The organism is Pseudomonas sp. M5 (genome assembly GCF_016907075.1).
Classification (GTDB): domain Bacteria; phylum Pseudomonadota; class Gammaproteobacteria; order Pseudomonadales; family Pseudomonadaceae; genus Aquipseudomonas; species Aquipseudomonas putida_E.
Genome location: NZ_JAFBBH010000001.1, coordinates 2715367 through 2731695 on the forward strand (window position 1 = coordinate 2715367; position 16329 = coordinate 2731695).

Annotated in this window: 14 protein-coding genes; 12 read left to right on the plus strand and 2 right to left on the minus strand. The window is 64.6% G+C overall.

Annotation, left to right across the window (positions count from 1 at the left end; all coding sequences use genetic code 11):
* Positions 1–9 precede the first annotated feature (9 nt).
* The 6 genes from JOE27_RS12375 to JOE27_RS12400 all read left to right on the plus strand — a co-directional run bounded on the left by JOE27_RS12375 (position 10) and on the right by JOE27_RS12400 (position 7011).
* Positions 10–1443, plus strand: a complete 1434-nt coding sequence (locus JOE27_RS12375; RefSeq protein ID WP_115273901.1) for a TolC family outer membrane protein — start codon at positions 10–12, stop codon at positions 1441–1443.
* On the plus strand, positions 1440–3608 hold the full coding sequence (locus JOE27_RS12380) for a type I secretion system permease/ATPase (RefSeq protein WP_115273900.1): 2169 nt from the start codon (positions 1440–1442) through the stop codon (positions 3606–3608). Before JOE27_RS12375 ends, JOE27_RS12380 begins: the two co-directional genes overlap by 4 nt.
* Positions 3605–4789: an HlyD family type I secretion periplasmic adaptor subunit gene (locus JOE27_RS12385; RefSeq protein ID WP_046784507.1), complete on the plus strand. Its 1185-nt coding sequence runs from the start codon at positions 3605–3607 to the stop codon at positions 4787–4789. Before JOE27_RS12380 ends, JOE27_RS12385 begins: the two co-directional genes overlap by 4 nt.
* Positions 4790–4972: 183 nt before the next feature.
* Positions 4973–5872, plus strand: a complete 900-nt coding sequence (locus JOE27_RS12390; RefSeq protein WP_046784508.1) for a chemotaxis protein — start codon at positions 4973–4975, stop codon at positions 5870–5872.
* Between the two features lie 96 nt (positions 5873–5968).
* A complete protein-coding gene (locus JOE27_RS12395; protein WP_046784509.1) occupies positions 5969–6280 on the plus strand; it encodes a hypothetical protein in 312 nt (103 codons plus the stop codon).
* Positions 6277–7011 (plus strand): YkgJ family cysteine cluster protein, encoded by a 735-nt coding sequence (locus JOE27_RS12400; protein ID WP_115273898.1) that lies wholly within the window; start codon positions 6277–6279, stop codon positions 7009–7011. The genes JOE27_RS12395 and JOE27_RS12400 overlap by 4 nt, the downstream gene beginning before the upstream one ends.
* A 112-nt stretch (positions 7012–7123) precedes the next feature.
* On the opposite strand, the gene JOE27_RS12405 is transcribed toward JOE27_RS12400, so the two are convergent.
* Both JOE27_RS12405 and JOE27_RS12410 read right to left on the minus strand, forming a co-directional pair.
* The gene (locus JOE27_RS12405; RefSeq protein ID WP_012316194.1) at positions 7124–7375 is read right to left on the minus strand and encodes a DUF3077 domain-containing protein; all 252 of its coding nucleotides are present in this window, start codon (positions 7373–7375) and stop codon (positions 7124–7126) included.
* Positions 7372–7623, minus strand: coding sequence for a hypothetical protein (locus tag JOE27_RS12410; RefSeq protein ID WP_042111742.1), 252 nt, complete (start codon positions 7621–7623; stop codon positions 7372–7374). Before JOE27_RS12410 ends, JOE27_RS12405 begins: the two co-directional genes overlap by 4 nt.
* Before the next feature lie 479 nt (positions 7624–8102).
* Here JOE27_RS12410 and JOE27_RS12415 point away from each other — a divergent pair, with 479 nt between their 5' ends.
* The 6 genes from JOE27_RS12415 to JOE27_RS12440 all read left to right on the plus strand — a co-directional run bounded on the left by JOE27_RS12415 (position 8103) and on the right by JOE27_RS12440 (position 16318).
* On the plus strand, positions 8103–9266 hold the full coding sequence (locus JOE27_RS12415) for an efflux RND transporter periplasmic adaptor subunit (protein ID WP_046784511.1): 1164 nt from the start codon (positions 8103–8105) through the stop codon (positions 9264–9266).
* Positions 9263–12355: a multidrug efflux RND transporter permease subunit gene (locus tag JOE27_RS12420; protein WP_204918857.1), complete on the plus strand. Its 3093-nt coding sequence runs from the start codon at positions 9263–9265 to the stop codon at positions 12353–12355. The genes JOE27_RS12415 and JOE27_RS12420 overlap by 4 nt, the downstream gene beginning before the upstream one ends.
* Before the next feature lie 9 nt (positions 12356–12364).
* The gene (locus tag JOE27_RS12425) at positions 12365–13039 is read left to right on the plus strand and encodes a heavy metal response regulator transcription factor (RefSeq protein ID WP_012316198.1); all 675 of its coding nucleotides are present in this window, start codon (positions 12365–12367) and stop codon (positions 13037–13039) included.
* On the plus strand, positions 13014–14426 hold the full coding sequence (locus JOE27_RS12430) for a heavy metal sensor histidine kinase (protein WP_115273895.1): 1413 nt from the start codon (positions 13014–13016) through the stop codon (positions 14424–14426). Before JOE27_RS12425 ends, JOE27_RS12430 begins: the two co-directional genes overlap by 26 nt.
* A 131-nt stretch (positions 14427–14557) precedes the next feature.
* Positions 14558–14779: a hypothetical protein gene (locus tag JOE27_RS12435; RefSeq protein ID WP_115273894.1), complete on the plus strand. Its 222-nt coding sequence runs from the start codon at positions 14558–14560 to the stop codon at positions 14777–14779.
* A 204-nt stretch (positions 14780–14983) separates the two neighbouring features.
* On the plus strand, positions 14984–16318 hold the full coding sequence (locus JOE27_RS12440; protein ID WP_119687758.1) for an OprD family porin: 1335 nt from the start codon (positions 14984–14986) through the stop codon (positions 16316–16318).
* The last annotated feature ends 11 nt before the right edge of the window (positions 16319–16329 follow it).

Sequence of the window (16329 nt, forward strand, 5' to 3'; positions counted from 1 at the left end):
GGGAATCATGTGAAGCGAAGCAGTCCGCTGTCACCGCTGTTGCCGGGAGCCGTCGCGCTCCTGTTACTGATTTCAAACCCGGTTGCCCAGGCAGCCGATGACATAGACCCCTCGCTGCGTACCATCGGGCCGTCACTGCTACGCGATGCCCCCGATGCCATCCCTGCCCGCCCACCGGCAGGCCAGGCCGCCAACAATGGGGACCGGCTCGGCCTGGCCGAGGCGGTGCTGGCCGCTGCGCAGTGGCACCCCAGCATCGCTGAAGCCATCGGCAACCTGTATAAGCAAGGCGAAGGCATCAACGTGGCCCGCGCCGGTTACTACCCACAGGTTTCCGGCGGTATCCGCACCGGCTATGACAGCGGTTATGGCGGCGACCGCAGCAGCCAGGCGCTGAACCTGTCGCTCAAGCAGATGCTCTACGATTTCGGCAAGGTCGACAGCGCTGTCGACGCGGCCCACGCTGCTGCCGCCCGCGCCCAGGCCAACATCCTGCTGGTGGTCGACGACCTGGCCCGCGATACCGCCTACGCCTGGATCGAAACCCGCCGTTACGAGCAGCTCATGGTGATTGCCCGCGAGCAGATCAAAGGCGTTGGCGATATAGCCGGCATGGCGCGCCAGCGCAGCGACATGGGCGCCAGCACGCGCTCCGACGTGGTCCAGGCCGAGTCCCGGGTGGAAGGTGCCCGCGCCACCCTGGAGGAGTATCAGGCCCAGTACGAACGGTGGCGCTCGACCCTCGCCGCCCTGCTCGGCCGCGTCGCACCGCCGGCCCTGGCCGAAGAAACGCCCCCCGAACTCAACCAGGCCTGCAAGCGCCCACCGCAAGCCGACGACCGCCTGCCTGCAGTGCTCATGGCCCTGGCCCTGCGCGCGCAATCCAAAGCCGAACTGGCACAAGCCAAGGCCGAGGCCTACCCGACGCTGTCGCTGCAGCCGCAGGTCAACCACTACCTGGACAACGACTACGACCGCGACAACAACCGCCTCGACCGAACCCAGGCGGGCATCTACCTGAACCTGGAAGTGCCGATCTACCAAGGCGGCGCCATCAGCGCCCGCAGCCGCGCGGCCGGGCATGCCCTGACCGCCGCTGACTCCGCCGAAGACGCCGCACGCCTGCAGGCCCGCCGAGGGCTGGCCGAAGCCATGGCGCAAACCTCGGGGCTGGGCCGCCGGCTGAGTTCGCTCAAGGCCCGCCAGGCCAGCATCAAAGAGGCACGCATGCTCTACGGCCGGCAATACCTGGACCTGGGCACGCGCCCGCTGCTCGACCTGCTCAATGCCGAGCAGGAAATCTACCAGTCGCGCTTTGAACTTGCCGGCACCCGTTCCGACCTGCTGCGCCTGGATGTCGACTGCCTGTACAACACCGGCGCCCTGCGCATGGCCTTGGGCCTTGAAGGGCGCAACCTGCAAGGGGTGGAGATCGAGCCATGAACGATACCGTCAACCTGAGCCAAGCCACGCAGCAGCAAAACCCGGAGCAGGCTATCGTCCATCGGCCGGACCTTGGCCCGTGGCTTGAAGTCATGCTGCAGGTCGCCCACCACTACCGGCTGGATGTATCACCCCAGCGCATTCGCCTGGCGGCCGTGGAAGATGCCCGGCCGCTGGATGAAATCCTGCGGCACATGGCGCGCCAGGCCGGCCTGTCGCTGCGCTTCGTGCGTTTCGATGCCAAAGCCCTGCGGCAATGGCGTACACCACTGGTGCTGGAGCTCGATGATGGCCAACTGGCTGTGGTCGAAGCCGTGACCGAGGACAACGAGCTGGCCGTGGTGTTCGCCGGCGACCAGAGCCTGACCTCGCGCCTGCCCCGCGAAGCGCTCGAAGGGCGCATCAACCGCGTGGCACTGATGCGCCCGGCACGGCCGTTGCGCGATGTGCGTACCGACGACTACACCGCCCCGTACGACCGCCACTGGTTCGCCCGCATCGTCCTGCGCGACCTGCGCCCGTATGGGCAGGTGATGGTCGCCTCGCTGGTGGCCAACGTGTTGGCCCTGGCTGGCGTGCTGTTCTCGATGCAGGTGTATGACCGGGTGATCCCCGCCGAATCCCTGCCCACGCTGTACGTGCTGTTCGGCGGTGTGGTGCTGGCGCTGGTGTTCGACTTCAGCATGCGCCTGCTGCGCCTTAAGGTTACCGACCTGCTCGGCAAGCGCGCCGACCTGCGCGTGTCGGACCTGGTCTACGGCCATGCCCTGCGCCTGCGCAACTCGGCACGGCCGAAGTCCACCGGCTCGTTCATTTCGCAGTTGCGCGAGCTGGAGTCGATCCGCGACCTGATCACCTCCAGCACCGCCACCGCGCTGGCCGACCTGCCGTTCTTCCTGTTGTTCCTGTTCGTGTTCTGGCTGATCGGCGGCGTGCTGGTGTTCATCCCGCTGGTGGCTCTGCTGGCCATGCTCCTGCCTGGCTTGCTGGCGCAGCGCCGGCTGGCACGCCTGGCCAATGCCTCGATGCGCGAGTCGTCACTGCGCAACGCCATGCTAGTGGAAAGCGTCCAGGGCCTGGACGAAATCAAGGCACTGCAGGCCGAAGCGCGCTTCGAGCGCCAGTGGAACCAGTACAACGCAGCCTGCGCCCATACCAACCTGCGCTTGCGTACCCTGACCAACGGCCTGGTGACCTGGACCCAGAACGTGCAAGGCGCGGTGTTTGCCGTGGTCATCGTCATCGGCGCGCCGATGGTGATTGCCGGCGACCTCACCACCGGTAGCCTGGTGGCGGCCTCGATGCTGTCCTCGCGGATGATGGCGCCGCTGGCGCAGCTCACCCATGTGCTGACCCGCTGGCAGCAAGCCAAGGTGGCACTACAGGGCCTGGACAAACTGATGCAGTCACCGGTCGACCACCCCGAAGGCGAAGCCCGTGTGCACCTGCCGGCCATCCGCGGCGAGTACCGGCTGCGCCAGGCCAACTTCCGCTACGACCCCGAGGCACCGCCGGTGCTCAACATCGGCCAACTGGACATCCGGCCGGGCGAGCGCATCGCCGTGCTGGGGCGCAACGGCGCCGGCAAGTCGACCCTGCTGCAGGCACTGGGCGGTGCCATGGACCTGGTGCAAGGCGAGGTCACGCTCGACGGCATTGCCCTGGCCCACCTGGACCCGGCCGACCTGCGCCGTGACGTCGGCTTGCTGGCGCAGTATGCGCGGCTGTTCCACGGCACCCTGCGCGAAAACCTCACCCTCGGTGCCGGCCAGGCCAGTGACCAGGAACTGGTGGCCGCGCTGGCCGCCACGGGCGCACTGGACTTCGTGCGCCGGCTGCCCAAAGGCATGGACCACCTGATTCTGGAAGGTGGCCTGGGCCTGTCCGGCGGGCAACGCCAGGCACTGGTGCTGGCACGCCTGCTGGTGCGCCAGCCGCAGGTACTGCTGCTGGATGAACCTACCGCCTCGCTGGACGACACGACCGAGCGCAAGCTGCTCGATAACCTCGACCGTTTCTGCCAAGGCCGCACCCTGGTGATCGCCACTCACCGTTTGAGCGTACTGCAACGGGTCGAGCGGATCATCGTGCTCGATGGCGGGCGCATCGTCATCGACGACAGCCGTGACGCCGCCCTGGCCAAATTGCAAGGAGCGCAGGCATGAGCAACCATGAACTCCCCGCGTCCTACCTGGATGGCCAGGATGACCAGGCCGTGCTGCGCGCAGGCCGCGTCATCACCGTGTGCGCGCTGATGCTCGCCGCGTTCCTGGCCTGGGCCGCCTGGTTCGAGGTCACCGAAGTCTCCACCGGCACCGGCAAAGTGATCCCCAGCTCCCGCGAGCAAGTGATCCAGTCGTTCGAAGGCGGCATCGTCGCCGAGATGAACGTGGCCGAAGGTGACCTGGTCGAGCGCGGCCAGGTGCTGGCCCAGCTCGACCCGACCAAGACTGCCTCCAGCGTCGGTGAAAGCGAGGCCAAGTACCGTGCTGCCACGGCCAGCGTTGCGCGCTTGCGCGCCGAGGTCACCGGCAAGCCGCTGGCCTTCCCCGACAGCCTGCGCGACTCGCCGGACCTGATCGACGCCGAAACCGCGCTGTACCAGACCCGCCGCCGCGGCCTGGAACAGACCCTGGCGGGCATCGAGGACTCGCTGCGGCTGGTGCGCAGCGAACTGCAGATCACCGAAAACCTGGCCAAGATGGGCGCCTCCAGCCGGGTCGAGGTGATCCGCCTCAACCGCCAGCGCTCGGAGCTCGAGCTCAAGGCCAACGAAGCGCGCTCCGATTACCTGGTACGCGCCCGCGAAGAGCTGGCCAAGGCCAGCGCCGAAGCCGACAGCCTCTCGGAAGTGGTCCGCGGGCGCAGCGATTCGCTGTCACGCCTGACCTTACGCTCGCCGGTGCGCGGCATCGTCAAGGACATCGAGGTCAACACCCTGGGCGGGGTGGTACAGCCCGGTGGGCAGGTGATGAAGATCGTGCCGATGGATGAACGCTTGCTGATCGAGACGCGCATCGCCCCCCGGGACATCGCCTTCATCCACCCCGACCAGGCGGCCAAGGTGAAGATCAGTGCCTATGACTATTCGGTGTATGGCGGGCTGGAGGGCAAGGTGGTGGGCATCTCGCCCGATACCCTGCAGGATGAGGTGAAACCGGAGATCTATTATTACCGGGTGTTTATCCGTACCGAGCAGGACAGCCTGCAGAACAAGGCCGGCAAGCGCTTTGCGATCGTGCCGGGGATGATTGCCACGGTGGATATCCGCACGGGCGAAAAAACCATTCTCGATTACTTGATCAAGCCGCTTAACCGGGCCAAGGAGGCCTTGCGCGAGCGCTAAGGGCCGCTGCGCGGCCATCGCCGGCAAGCCGGCTCCCACAGGAACTGCACAAGCCGTTGGCGCACTGGTGACCTTGTAGGAGCCGGCTTGCCGGCGATAGGGCCAGCAAAGGCTGCCGCCAAGTTAAAGCCCAGCCCGAACAGGCCGATAACCGGTTATCCCCTGTCTTCCATGAAGGTCACCATGGCCACGCAAAATGCCCGCGCGGACGCGTTGTCCCTGCTGCTGTTCACCCTGCGCAGCGGCAAACTGATGGCAATCAACCTGCTCAAGGTCAGCGAGATCATCCCTTGCCCACCGCTGACCAGGTTGCCCGAATCGCACCCCCACGTGAAAGGCGTGGCGACCCTGCGCGGCAACCCGCTGTCGGTGATCGACCTGTCGCGGGCCATCGGTGAACGCCCGCTGGCCGACCCGGACGGTGGCTGCCTGATCGTCACCGAGATCAGCCGCTCGCGCCAGGGCCTGCATGTGCAGGCAGTGAGCCGCATCATCCACTGCCTGAGCACCGACATCAGGCCGCCGCCCTATGGCTCCGGCACCCGCTCGTTCATCACCGGCGTGACCCGTGTCGACAATACCTTGGTGCAGGTGCTGGACATCGAAAAGGTGATCCATGCTATCGCCCCACCGGAGCCGGAGCCCGCACCGGGCAAGCTGAACGAAGAAGACGCCAGCCTGTTGGCCGCCGCCAACATCCTGGTGGTGGACGATAGCCAGGTGGCGCTGCAACAGTCGGTGCACACCCTGCGTAACCTGGGCATCGACTGCCACACCGCACGCAGTGCCAAGGATGCAATCAACGTGCTGCTGGAGCTGCAGGGCACTGCGCAGGAGATCAACATCATCGTCTCCGACATCGAGATGTCAGAGATGGACGGCTATGCCTTCACCCGTACCCTGCGCGAAACCCCGGACTTCCAGCACCTCTACGTGCTGCTGCACACCTCGCTGGACAGCGCGATGAGTGCCGAGAAGGCCAGGTTGGCGGGGGCCAATGCCATCCTGACCAAGTTCTCCTCACCGGAGCTGACCGATTGCCTGGTGGTGGCGGCACGCACGGTAGTGTTTGCCGAGCGATGATGGCCGTGCTGTCATATTCAGCGACAAACTCCCTGGCCTGTTGCCAGGGATGACTCGGTCATACTTCCCCCCCTCGAACGTTTCACGGTATTGCGTATGAAGTTTTTCAGCTCTCTCCTGATCGCCTGCGCCCTTTTCAGCGGTGTTGCCCAGGCCTCCAGCAGCCAGGCCTGGAACGAACAACGCCAGCAGATGCTCAAGGCCTGCCTGGCCGCCAGCCAGTTCAAGGATGCCCACGCCCGCGGCAAGCCCGCAGAGTTCGATGACCAGGTCGGCTTCAGTGCCCTGGTCATCGAAGGGGTGTATCCACAAAAGCACATGCAGCAACGCACCGGCTCCGAGCTGTGCCTGTACGACCGCCAGCACCAGCGGGCCTTCGTCAGCGAATGGAACCCAGACGCCACGTGAACGACTCTCTGCGTTTTGCCTGTACCGGCTGCGGCAAGTGCTGCACCGGCCACCATGTACCACTGACCCTGGCCGAGTCGCGCCAGTGGGCGGCATCCGGCGGCCAGGTGGTGGTGCTGATCGAAGCCTTTGTGGAGGATGGCCCGGGGATGCCGGCAGACCAGCGTGAGCATGTGCTGCGCCGCTCGCACCCGGTGCCTTGCGGTGACAGCGAGGTACGGGTTTCGGTGACCTTTGCCGCGTTCAACCCCGGGCGCTGCCGCAACCTGGACGAAAACGACCTGTGCACCATCTACGAGAGCCGGCCGCTGGTCTGCCGCATCTACCCGGTGGAAATCAACCCGCATATTCCGCTAAGGCCAGAGAACAAAGACTGCCCGCCCGAGGCTTGGGAGCAAGGGCCTGAGCTGATTCATGGCTCGTTACCGGTGGACCCGGCGCTGCTGGCACTCGTGCAGGCGTCCCGGCAGGCAGATCGTGATGACATCGCGGCCAAGGTTGCTGTGTGTCAGGCCTTGGGCATGACCATCAGCGCGCTCAAGGGCAATGGCTTCACGGCCTACCTTCCAGACATGGGCGCCTTGGCGGCGGCGCTGGCGGATGTACCGGCACCGCACCATGCGCCGTGGGCGCTGCACGTGCAGGACACCACCCTGCTGGCCAGCCTGCAGGCGCAGGGCTTGCAGGCTGGCGACACGCCTTCGCAGTACTACGCCTTCATCGGTTTCTAGCAAAGCCAGCACCAAATCCCGGCGATCTCCCCGTGCGAGCCCGGCTTGCTGGCGATCCCCATGTGGGAGCCGGGCTTGACGGCGATGGGCCGCAAAGCGGCCCCACAACCGCTCAAGCGCTGCGGTTCATGCCCATTTCCATGTCGTTGATCAGTGCTTTGGCCATGGCACTGAGAATGCGTGCCGCACTGCCTGCGATCATGTTGCCTTCCATCTCGGCTTCCTCGCTCAAATGCCGGATACAACCGAGCAAGACCGACAGCTCGTCGAAAGCATGATCGAGCGGTATGCCCGGCTGGATGGCGTACAACTCGAGGAATGTTTCCTTGCCGGCTGTGCTGCGCGATTTCAGTTCATCACTCATGGATGATCTCCTTGCATCGCCATATGGGCGACAAGGACACGCAGCAGTTCAGTGAGAATGCCGAGGTTTTCCAGCAGCGCGTAGCGATGGTCTTCGGCTTCGGTGTCGAGGTAGAGCTGGCTGGTTTTGCAGAGGCAGTCCATCAGCGCAGCAGCGTGAGACCTGGCGTCTTCGGGGGAGAGGTCGGCGATGATTGTGATGTAAGGGATCGGGAATGAGTCCGGTGGATCGGGAACGATTTTTTTCATGATGACTTTCCTGAAGATGCTATTGGAAAGCGACCACCTTGTTCTTCTCACGGATTGGGTGGCAGCCGTACGCGAGGTGAGAAGACCGCGTCCAGGAACCGCGGCCCGGACCGAAGCCCGCACACGCACGGCTGCCATGAAAAATGGCATCCTGGATACAGCTGCGGCTTCTCACGGCCGCTCGCCGTTGTGGCGAACCGTGAAGTTATCGCTGAAACAGTTCCCCGCCTATCAGACGCCATCCGACAGAGGGCGTAGGATAATTCGTCATGGCTGCGCTCTTGAAGCATCTGGTTTCAGATTCAGAATCTTCTTACGGATCAAGGGGAGCAGAGGTATGAATCGGTCAGGGTCGCGGTAGGGCTGCCAACTGCCCCCAACCTGTCAGCGCTGTCAGCCAGCTGTCACGCTGCCGACCCGGTCACAGCGCTATAAGCTTCAATAACCGCCCCCTCCTCTTGGCCAAGGTGCCCGCGCCGATGCGACGTCCTACCCGCCCTCTCCTGCTGGCCGCCACCGCCCTGCTCGCCCTTGCAGCACTGGGCATCTGGTATGGCCAGCGCCAGGAGGCGCCGGTTGCGCGCGCCCAAAGCGCCGTTCCGGTGCGCGTGGTCAGCGTTGCCCAGCAGGACGTGCCGCGCTACGCCAGCGCCATCGGCTCCGTGCTGTCGCTGCACAGCGTCGAAATAAAACCGCAGGTCGAAGGGGTGCTGACCCGGGTACTGGTCAAAGAGGGCCAGTGGGTCAAGCAAGGCGACCTGCTGGCCACCCTGGACGATCGCAGCATCCGCGCCAGCCTCGACCAGGCCCGCGCCCAGCTCGGCCAGAGCCAGGCTCAAATCCAGGTGGCCGGCGTCGACCTCAAGCGCTACCGCCTGCTCAGCAGCGATGACGGCGTGTCCAAGCAGACCCTCGACCAGCAACAGGCGCTGGTCAATCAGCTGCAAGCCACCGTAAAAGGCAACCAGGCCGCCATCGCCAATGCCGAAGTCCAGCTCTCCTACACGCAGATTCGCTCCCCCGTCACCGGGCGTGTCGGCATCCGCAACATCGACCCCGGCAACCTGGTGCGCGCCAGCGATACCCAGGGCCTGTTCAGCGTGACCCAGATCGACCCCATCGCGGTCGAGTTCTCCCTGCCGCAACAGATGCTGCCAACCCTGCAGGGCCTGCTGAAGGCGCCCACGCCCGCATTGGTGCAGGCCTACATGGACGCCGATGGCGAAAGCAACCTGCTGGGTGAAGGCCACCTGGCCCTGATCGACAACCAGATTTCGGCCAACACCGGCACGGTGCGGGTCAAGGCCGAGTTCGACAACAAGGACGGCCGGCTGTGGCCGGGGCAACTGGTGACCATCCGCTTGCGCACTGCCGTCCAGGAGAATGCCCTGGTGGTGCCGCCGCCAGTGGTGCAGCGCGGCGTCGACGGCCACTTCGTCTATCGCCTGGACGGTGACCAGGTCACCAGTGTGCCGGTCAAGGTGCTGTACCAGGACAGTGGGCTGAACATCATTGCCGGGGTCAAACCGGGCGAGCGTCTGGTGCTCGATGGCCAGTCGCGGCTCAAGCCCGGCTCGCGCGTGGAGGTCACCCCCAACGCACCGCCGCCGTCGGAAATGGCCGGCCGCCGGAGCCAGCCATGAATAGCCGCAACAGCGTGTCGGCCTGGTGCATCGACCACCCCATCGCCACGCTGCTGCTGGCTTTCGCGCTGGTGCTGCTGGGTGTAATCGCCTTTACCCGATTGCCCGTGGCGCCCTTGCCGGAAGCCGACTTCCCGACCATCCAGGTCTCCGCGCAACTGCCTGGGGCCAGCCCGGAAACCATGGCCTCTTCGGTGGCCACGCCGCTGGAGGTGCAGTTCAGCGCCATCCCCGGCATGGCCCAGATGACCAGCAGCAGCGCACTGGGCTCGACCACCCTGATCCTGCAGTTCACCCTGGACAAGAACATCGACACCGCCGCCCAGGAGGTCCAGGCGGCCATCAACACGGCTACCTCACGCCTGCCCCAGGACCTGCCCAACCCGCCGACCTGGCGCAAGGTCAACCCGGCCGACAGCCCGGTGCTGGTGCTCACCGTCAGCTCCGCACAGATGCCCGGCAACGACCTCAGCGACTATGCCGAGACCTTGCTGGCACGCCAGTTGAGCCAGATCGAAGGGGTCGGCCTGATCAACATCACCGGCCAGTTGCGCCCGGCCATCCGTGTGCAGGCGCAGCCGGAAAAGCTCGCCGCCATGGGCCTTACGCTCGCCGACCTGCGCCAGGCCATCCAGCAGACCAGCCTGAACCTGGCAAAGGGCGCCCTGTATGGCGAGCACAGCGTGTCGACCATCGCCGCCAACGACCAACTGTTCCACCCCGAGGACTACGCCAGGCTGATTGTCTCTTACCGCGACGGCGCCCCCGTGCACCTGCAGGACGTGGCCAAGGTGATCAACGGCGCCGAGAATGCCTACGTCAAAGCCTGGTCCGGCAACCAGCCGGGCCTGAACCTTGTGGTGTTCCGCCAGCCTGGCGCCAACATCGTCGACACCGTGGACCGCGTGCTCGGCGCCTTGCCCAAGCTGCAGGAGATGCTGCCGGCCTCGGTCGAGGTGTCGGTGCTGCAGGACCGTACCCAGACCATCCGCGCGTCGCTGCATGAGGTGGAACTGACCCTGATCATCGCCGTGGCCCTGGTGATCGGGGTGATGGCGCTGTTCCTGCGCCAATGGTCGGCCACCCTGGTGGTATCCAGTGTGCTGGGCGTATCGCTGATCGCCACCTGCGCGCTGATGTACGTGTTCGGTTTCAGCCTCAATAACCTGACCCTGGTGGCCATCGTCATTGCTGTCGGCTTTGTGGTGGACGACGCGATCGTGGTGGTGGAGAACATCCACCGCCATCTGGAAGCCGGCGAAGACAGCCGCACGGCGGCGCTCAAAGGGGCAGGCGAAATCGGCTTCACCGTGGTGTCGATCAGCTTCTCGCTGGTTGCCGCGTTCATTCCGCTGCTGTTCATGGGCGGCGTGGTGGGCCGGCTGTTCAAGGAGTTCGCCCTGACCGCGACAGCGACCATTCTGATTTCGGTGGTGGTGTCGCTGACCCTGGCGCCGACCCTGTGCGCGCTGTTCATGCGTCGCCCGCCCACGGAACATCACGGCGGCTTCGGGGACCGGCTGCTGAAGTGGTACGAAAAGGGCCTGGACCGGGCGCTGGCCCATCAGCGCCTGACCCTCGGCGTGTTCGGCCTGACCCTGGCCCTGGCGGTGGCGGGTTACGTGGCCATCCCCAAGGGTTTCTTCCCCCTGCAGGACACCGGTTTCATTCTCGGCACCACTGAAGCAGCAGCGGATGTGTCATACCCGTCGATGATCGACAAGCACCTGGCACTGGCGAAAATCATCGAAGCCGACCCCGCCGTGAGGGCCTTCTCCCATTCGGTAGGGGTTACCGGCAGCAACCAGACCATCGCCAACGGCCGTTTCTGGATCGCCCTCAAGCCCCGCGGCGAGCGCGATGTTTCAGCCAGCGAGCTGATCGACCGGCTGCGCCCGCAACTCGCGCAGGTGCCAGGCGTGGTGCTGTACATGCGGGCCGGCCAGGACATCAACCTCAGCTCCGGCCCGTCACGTACCCAGTACCAGTACGTGCTCAAAAGTAACGACGGCGTCGCCCTCAACCTGTGGACCCAACGCCTGACCGAGCGCCTGCGCGAAAACCCGGCGTTGCGCGACCTGTCCAACGACCTGCAACTGGGCGCCAGCGTTACCCGCATCGACATCGACCGCCAGGCTGCGGCCCGTTTCGGCCTGACCACCACCGACGTCGACCAGGCGCTGTACGATGCGTTCGGCCAGCGGCAGATCAGCGAATTCCAGACCGAGACCAACCAGTACAAGGTGATCCTGGAACTGGACGCGCAACAACGCGGCAAGGCCGAAAGCCTGAATTTCTTCTACCTGCGCTCGCCCCTGAGCAACGAAATGGTGCCGCTGTCAGCCTTGGCGCATGTCGCCGCGCCCAGCACCGGGCCGCTGTCGATCAGCCATGATGGCCTGTTCCCGGCCGCCAACCTGTCGTTCAACCTGGCCCCCGGCGTGGCCTTGGGCGATGCGGTGGCGATCCTGGAACGCACCCAGCGCGAACTGGGCATGCCCGACTCGATCAGCGGCAACTTCCAGGGCGCGGCGCAGGCCTTCCAGAGTTCGCTGTCGAGCCAGCCGTGGCTGATCCTCGCCGCACTGGTGGCGGTGTACATCATCCTTGGGGTGCTCTACGAGAGCCTGGTGCACCCGCTGACCATCATCTCGACCCTGCCTTCGGCGGGCCTGGGCGCGTTGCTACTGCTGTGGGCCATGGGCAAGGACTTCAGCATCATGGGCCTGATCGGCGTGGTGCTGCTGATCGGCATCGTCAAGAAGAACGGCATCCTGCTCATCGATTTCGCCCTTGAAGCCCAGCGCCGCCATGGCCTGACGCCCGAGCAGGCGATTCACCAGGCCTGCCTGACGCGCTTTCGGCCGATCATCATGACCACCCTGGCCGCCCTGCTCGGCGCGGTGCCGCTGATGTTCGGCTTTGGCGCCGGTGCCGAGTTGCGCCAGCCGCTGGGCATCGCTGTGGTCGGCGGCCTGCTGGTCAGCCAGGCCCTGACACTGTTCACCACCCCGGTCATATACTTGGCCCTGGAGCGCCTGTTCCATCGCCGCCAGGCCGCCAGTGCGGTCGTGCCGAGTATCCACTGAGACAAGACCATGCGTGTGCTGATCATCGAAGACGAAGAGAAAACCGCTGACTACCTGCACCGCGGCCTGAGCGAGCAAGGCTTTACCGTCGACCTCGCGCGGGACGGCATCGACGGCCTGCACCTGGCGCTTGAAGGTGACTATGCGGTGATCGTGCTCGATGTGATGCTGCCGGGCCTGGATGGCTATGGCGTGCTGCGTGCCTTGCGTGCGCGCAAGCAGACGCCGGTGATCATGCTCACCGCCCGCGAGCGTGTCGAGGACCGCATCCACGGCCTGCGCGAAGGTGCCGACGATTACCTTGGCAAGCCGTTCTCCTTCCTTGAACTGGTCGCCCGCCTGCAGGCCCTGACCCGGCGCAGCGGCAGCCACGAGCCGCTGCAGGTGCAGGTCGGCGACCTGTGGATCGACCTGATGGCGCGCAAGGCCAGCCGCGGCGGCCAACGCCTGGACCTGACCGCCAAGGAGTTCTCGCTGCTCAGCGTGCTGGCCAGGCGCCAGGGCGAAATCCTCTCCAAGACCGCCATCGCCGAGCTGGTCTGGGACATCAACTTCGACAGCGATGCCAATGTCGTCGAAGTGGCCATCAAGCGCCTGCGCGCCAAGCTCGACGGGCCATTCGACAACAAGCTGCTGCATACCATCCGAGGCATGGGCTATGTCCTGGAAAACCGTGCCGGTTAACTCCATCGCACTGCGCCTGTCGGCGCTGTTCATCCTGGTGGCGATGGGCGTGTTCCTGTTGATCGGTTCGGCACTGTACCGCCAGGTCGACCACAGCCTGGACATGCTGCCGGCGGCCGAACTGGACGCCCGCTTCAGCGTGCTTGAATCCACCCTCAACCGCTTCGGCACACCGGAGCATTGGGCAAAGATCAGCAACAAGCTCAACCTGCTCAGCGAGGAAGACAAACGCATCCGCTTCTGGGTGGTCGGCAGCGACCCGGCGTTCGAATATGGCCACCCCAGCGAAAGGGTACGCGCATTCGCCGAAGGCCCGGAGGGGATGCGCGACCTGCGCCTGCCTGACCGGCCCTACCCTTACAAGGTGCTGGTCAGCGAGTTGCCGGCCCTGGCCGCTCGCCCGCCACTGCGCTTTCTGATCGCCATCGATACCGAGACCTTCTGGCAGGCCCAGCACAGCCTGCTGGTGGCCATCGTCGGGCTGGCGGTGCTCGGAGTGCTGCTGGCCTCGGTGCTCGGCTACTGGGTGGCGCGCATTGGCCTGCGCCCGCTGCTGGCGCTGTCCAACGAGGCGCAGGCCTTGGCCCCCCCACGCCTGGATGGCCGCCTGCAAACTGTCAACCTGGCCCCGGAACTGGCGCAATTCGCCGGTGCTTTCAACGCGGCGCTCGACCGGGTCAGCCAGGCCTATTCGCAGCTGGAAGCGTTCAACGCCGACGTTGCCCACGAACTGCGCTCGCCGCTGACCAACCTGATCGGCCAGACCCAGGTCGCCCTCACCCGGGGGCGCAGCGCCGAACACTACTTCGAGGTGCTGCAATCGAACCTGGAAGAACTTGAACGCCTGCGCAGCATCATCAACGACATGCTGTTCCTCGCCAGCGCCGACCAGGGCAGCAAGGCCACCGCCCTGACCCAGGTATCGCTGGCCGACGAAGTGGCCACCACGCTCGATTACCTCGACTACATCCTCGAAGACGCCCAGGTCAGCGTCACTGTCAGCGGCGATGCCCAGGCCCCCATAGAAAAAGCCCAGTTGCGCCGGGCGTTGATCAACCTGCTGAACAATGCCGTGCAGCATACCGCGCCGCACCAAGTGATCCGCGTGCATATCGATGCCGGGCCGGAGCAGGTCAGCATTGCCGTGAGCAACCCAGGGCCGGCTATCGACGATGATCACCTGCCTCTGCTGTTCGAGCGGTTCTACCGGGTGGATGCGGCGCGCAGCAACAGTGGCGGGGGCAATCACGGGTTGGGGTTGGCCATCGTCAAGGCGATTGCGCTGATGCATGGGGGCGAGGTTTTTGTGCGCAGCGAGGCGGGTGCCAACACCTTCGGCATTCGCCTGCCAAACGCTCAACTGCAGGGTTTTGCGGCGAAGATCTAGTGTTTTTCGCAGGGATAGTTACCTTTTGCGCAACAGTGCTTATCGCGCCCGGTGCTGTTTCCAAGGCAATGAAGAGACTAACTTTAGCCCTGTCTCCATTAGCACTTGCACCGCAAGAAGGTAGTTTCAACATGTCCAACAGTATGGGTATTGCCAGCGTTTTCGTTCTGTCTTCCCTGTTGTTGTCGCCCCTGGCCATGGCCGAAGAATCTCCGGCTTTCGTCGCCCGTAATGCAGAGCTTGCAGCTGTTCACCAGGAAGCCCGCGAGGCCGTAGCGCACAAGGCCGACGCAGGCAAAGATGCAGAACAGACAGCTTCCAAGGTTTCCCTCGACGCCAATGCCGAGAGCTGATCGCGCAACGATGCCGCTCCCGTTTCCCCCCGGCTACACCATGGGCACCGCCGGTGCCGATATGTTAGCCTTTTAAAGCCGCTGCCGATCAGCGGCTTTTTTTATGTGCTTTGACGATCAGCCCGGCCGTTATTTCTCTAACAAGAAAGTTGCACATTCAAAAATAAAAACTGCCCCACCGTCAGACCAAAGGAGCTAGTACCGGTGCCTTCCGCGTTTCGTGTTACCCCGCTGTTCATTGCATTGACCGCAACGATGCCTTTCGCCGCCCAGGCAGATGAAGACAAGGCTGATGGCTTCATCGAAGGCTCGTCCTTCAACCTGCATTTTCGTAACGCCTACTTCAACCGCGACAACCACAACAGCGGCGTGCGCGACACCCGCGAGTGGGGCCAAGGCGCAGTTGCCCGCTTCGAGTCGGGCTACACGCCAGGCGTAATCGGCTTTGGCCTCGATGCGCACGCCATGCTGGGCTTGAAGCTCGATGGCGGTGGCGGCCATGCCGGCACCAGCATCCTGCCCGAACACGTGAAGGACAACGGCGAACTGGGCGCAGCCCCGCACTCGTTCTCCACCGCAGGCGCGGCGGTCAAGCTCAAGGCCTTGGACACCGAACTCAAGGCCGGTGACCTGTTCCTTACCAACCCGGTAATCGCCGGCGGCGAAACCCGCATGCTGCCGCAAACCTTCCGTGGCGTCAGCCTGACCAACACCAGCATCGACGGCCTGCTGCTCGAAGGTGGCCAGGTCAGCTTCACCAAGCCGTACAACCAGAGCGGCCACCGCCGCATCGACACCTACTACGGCTCGCTGGATGAGCACGACAAAAGCAAGCATCTGAACTGGGCTGGCGCGTCGTGGAGCGGCACCGAGAACATCACTGCCAACCTTTACGCCGCCGAGCTGAAGGATATCTGGAACCAGTACTACGCTGATTTCGACTACACCTACGTGGTCAACGACCTGGTCAGCCTCAACCCGGGCGTGCACTTCTATCACACCCAAGACACCGGCCAGGCGCTGCTGGGCAAGATCGACAACAACACCTACAGCGTGCACTTCACCGTCAACGCCGGCTACCACAGCGTTACCGCCGCCTACCAGCGGGTCAATGGCGACACGCCGTTCGACTACATCAACCTGGGCGACAGCGTGTACCTGGACAACTCGCGCATGTACTCGGACTTCAACGCACCCAACGAGCGTTCGTGGAAGCTGCAGTACGGCTATGACTTCGCCGGGCTCGGCATGCCAGGGCTGAGCACCACCGTGTCGTACTCGCGCGGCGAGGCGGACCTGACCAAGGCTGACCAGAACAACACCCACTACGACTACTACCGCGCCGATGGCAAGAACGCCCAGCACTGGGAACGTGACCTGGACGTGAAGTACGTGTTCCAGGAAGGCGACTTCAAGGACCTGTCGGTGCTGGTGCGCTATGCCGTACACCGCGGCAGCCAGGGGTATGCGTCGATCGACAACAACAGCGATAACGACGAATTGCGGGTGATCGTCGATTATCCGTTGAACGTGTTCTGACCTGGGACCGC

What these genes read in the sequence shown, in the direction of transcription:
- JOE27_RS12380 (WP_115273900.1), top strand. Translation starts at nt 1,440, where the DNA reads ATGAACGATACCGTCAACCTGAGCCAAGCCACGCAGCAGCAAAACCCG.
- JOE27_RS12385 (WP_046784507.1), top strand. Translation starts at nt 3,605, where the DNA reads ATGAGCAACCATGAACTCCCCGCGTCCTACCTGGATGGCCAGGATGAC.
- JOE27_RS12390 (WP_046784508.1), top strand. Translation starts at nt 4,973, where the DNA reads ATGGCCACGCAAAATGCCCGCGCGGACGCGTTGTCCCTGCTGCTGTTC.
- JOE27_RS12395 (WP_046784509.1), top strand. Translation starts at nt 5,969, where the DNA reads ATGAAGTTTTTCAGCTCTCTCCTGATCGCCTGCGCCCTTTTCAGCGGT.
- JOE27_RS12405 (WP_012316194.1), bottom strand. Translation starts at nt 7,375, where the DNA reads ATGAGTGATGAACTGAAATCGCGCAGCACAGCCGGCAAGGAAACATTC.
- JOE27_RS12410 (WP_042111742.1), bottom strand. Translation starts at nt 7,623, where the DNA reads ATGAAAAAAATCGTTCCCGATCCACCGGACTCATTCCCGATCCCTTAC.
- JOE27_RS12415 (WP_046784511.1), top strand. Translation starts at nt 8,103, where the DNA reads ATGCGACGTCCTACCCGCCCTCTCCTGCTGGCCGCCACCGCCCTGCTC.
- JOE27_RS12420 (WP_204918857.1), top strand. Translation starts at nt 9,263, where the DNA reads ATGAATAGCCGCAACAGCGTGTCGGCCTGGTGCATCGACCACCCCATC.
- JOE27_RS12425 (WP_012316198.1), top strand. Translation starts at nt 12,365, where the DNA reads ATGCGTGTGCTGATCATCGAAGACGAAGAGAAAACCGCTGACTACCTG.
- JOE27_RS12430 (WP_115273895.1), top strand. Translation starts at nt 13,014, where the DNA reads ATGTCCTGGAAAACCGTGCCGGTTAACTCCATCGCACTGCGCCTGTCG.
- JOE27_RS12435 (WP_115273894.1), top strand. Translation starts at nt 14,558, where the DNA reads ATGTCCAACAGTATGGGTATTGCCAGCGTTTTCGTTCTGTCTTCCCTG.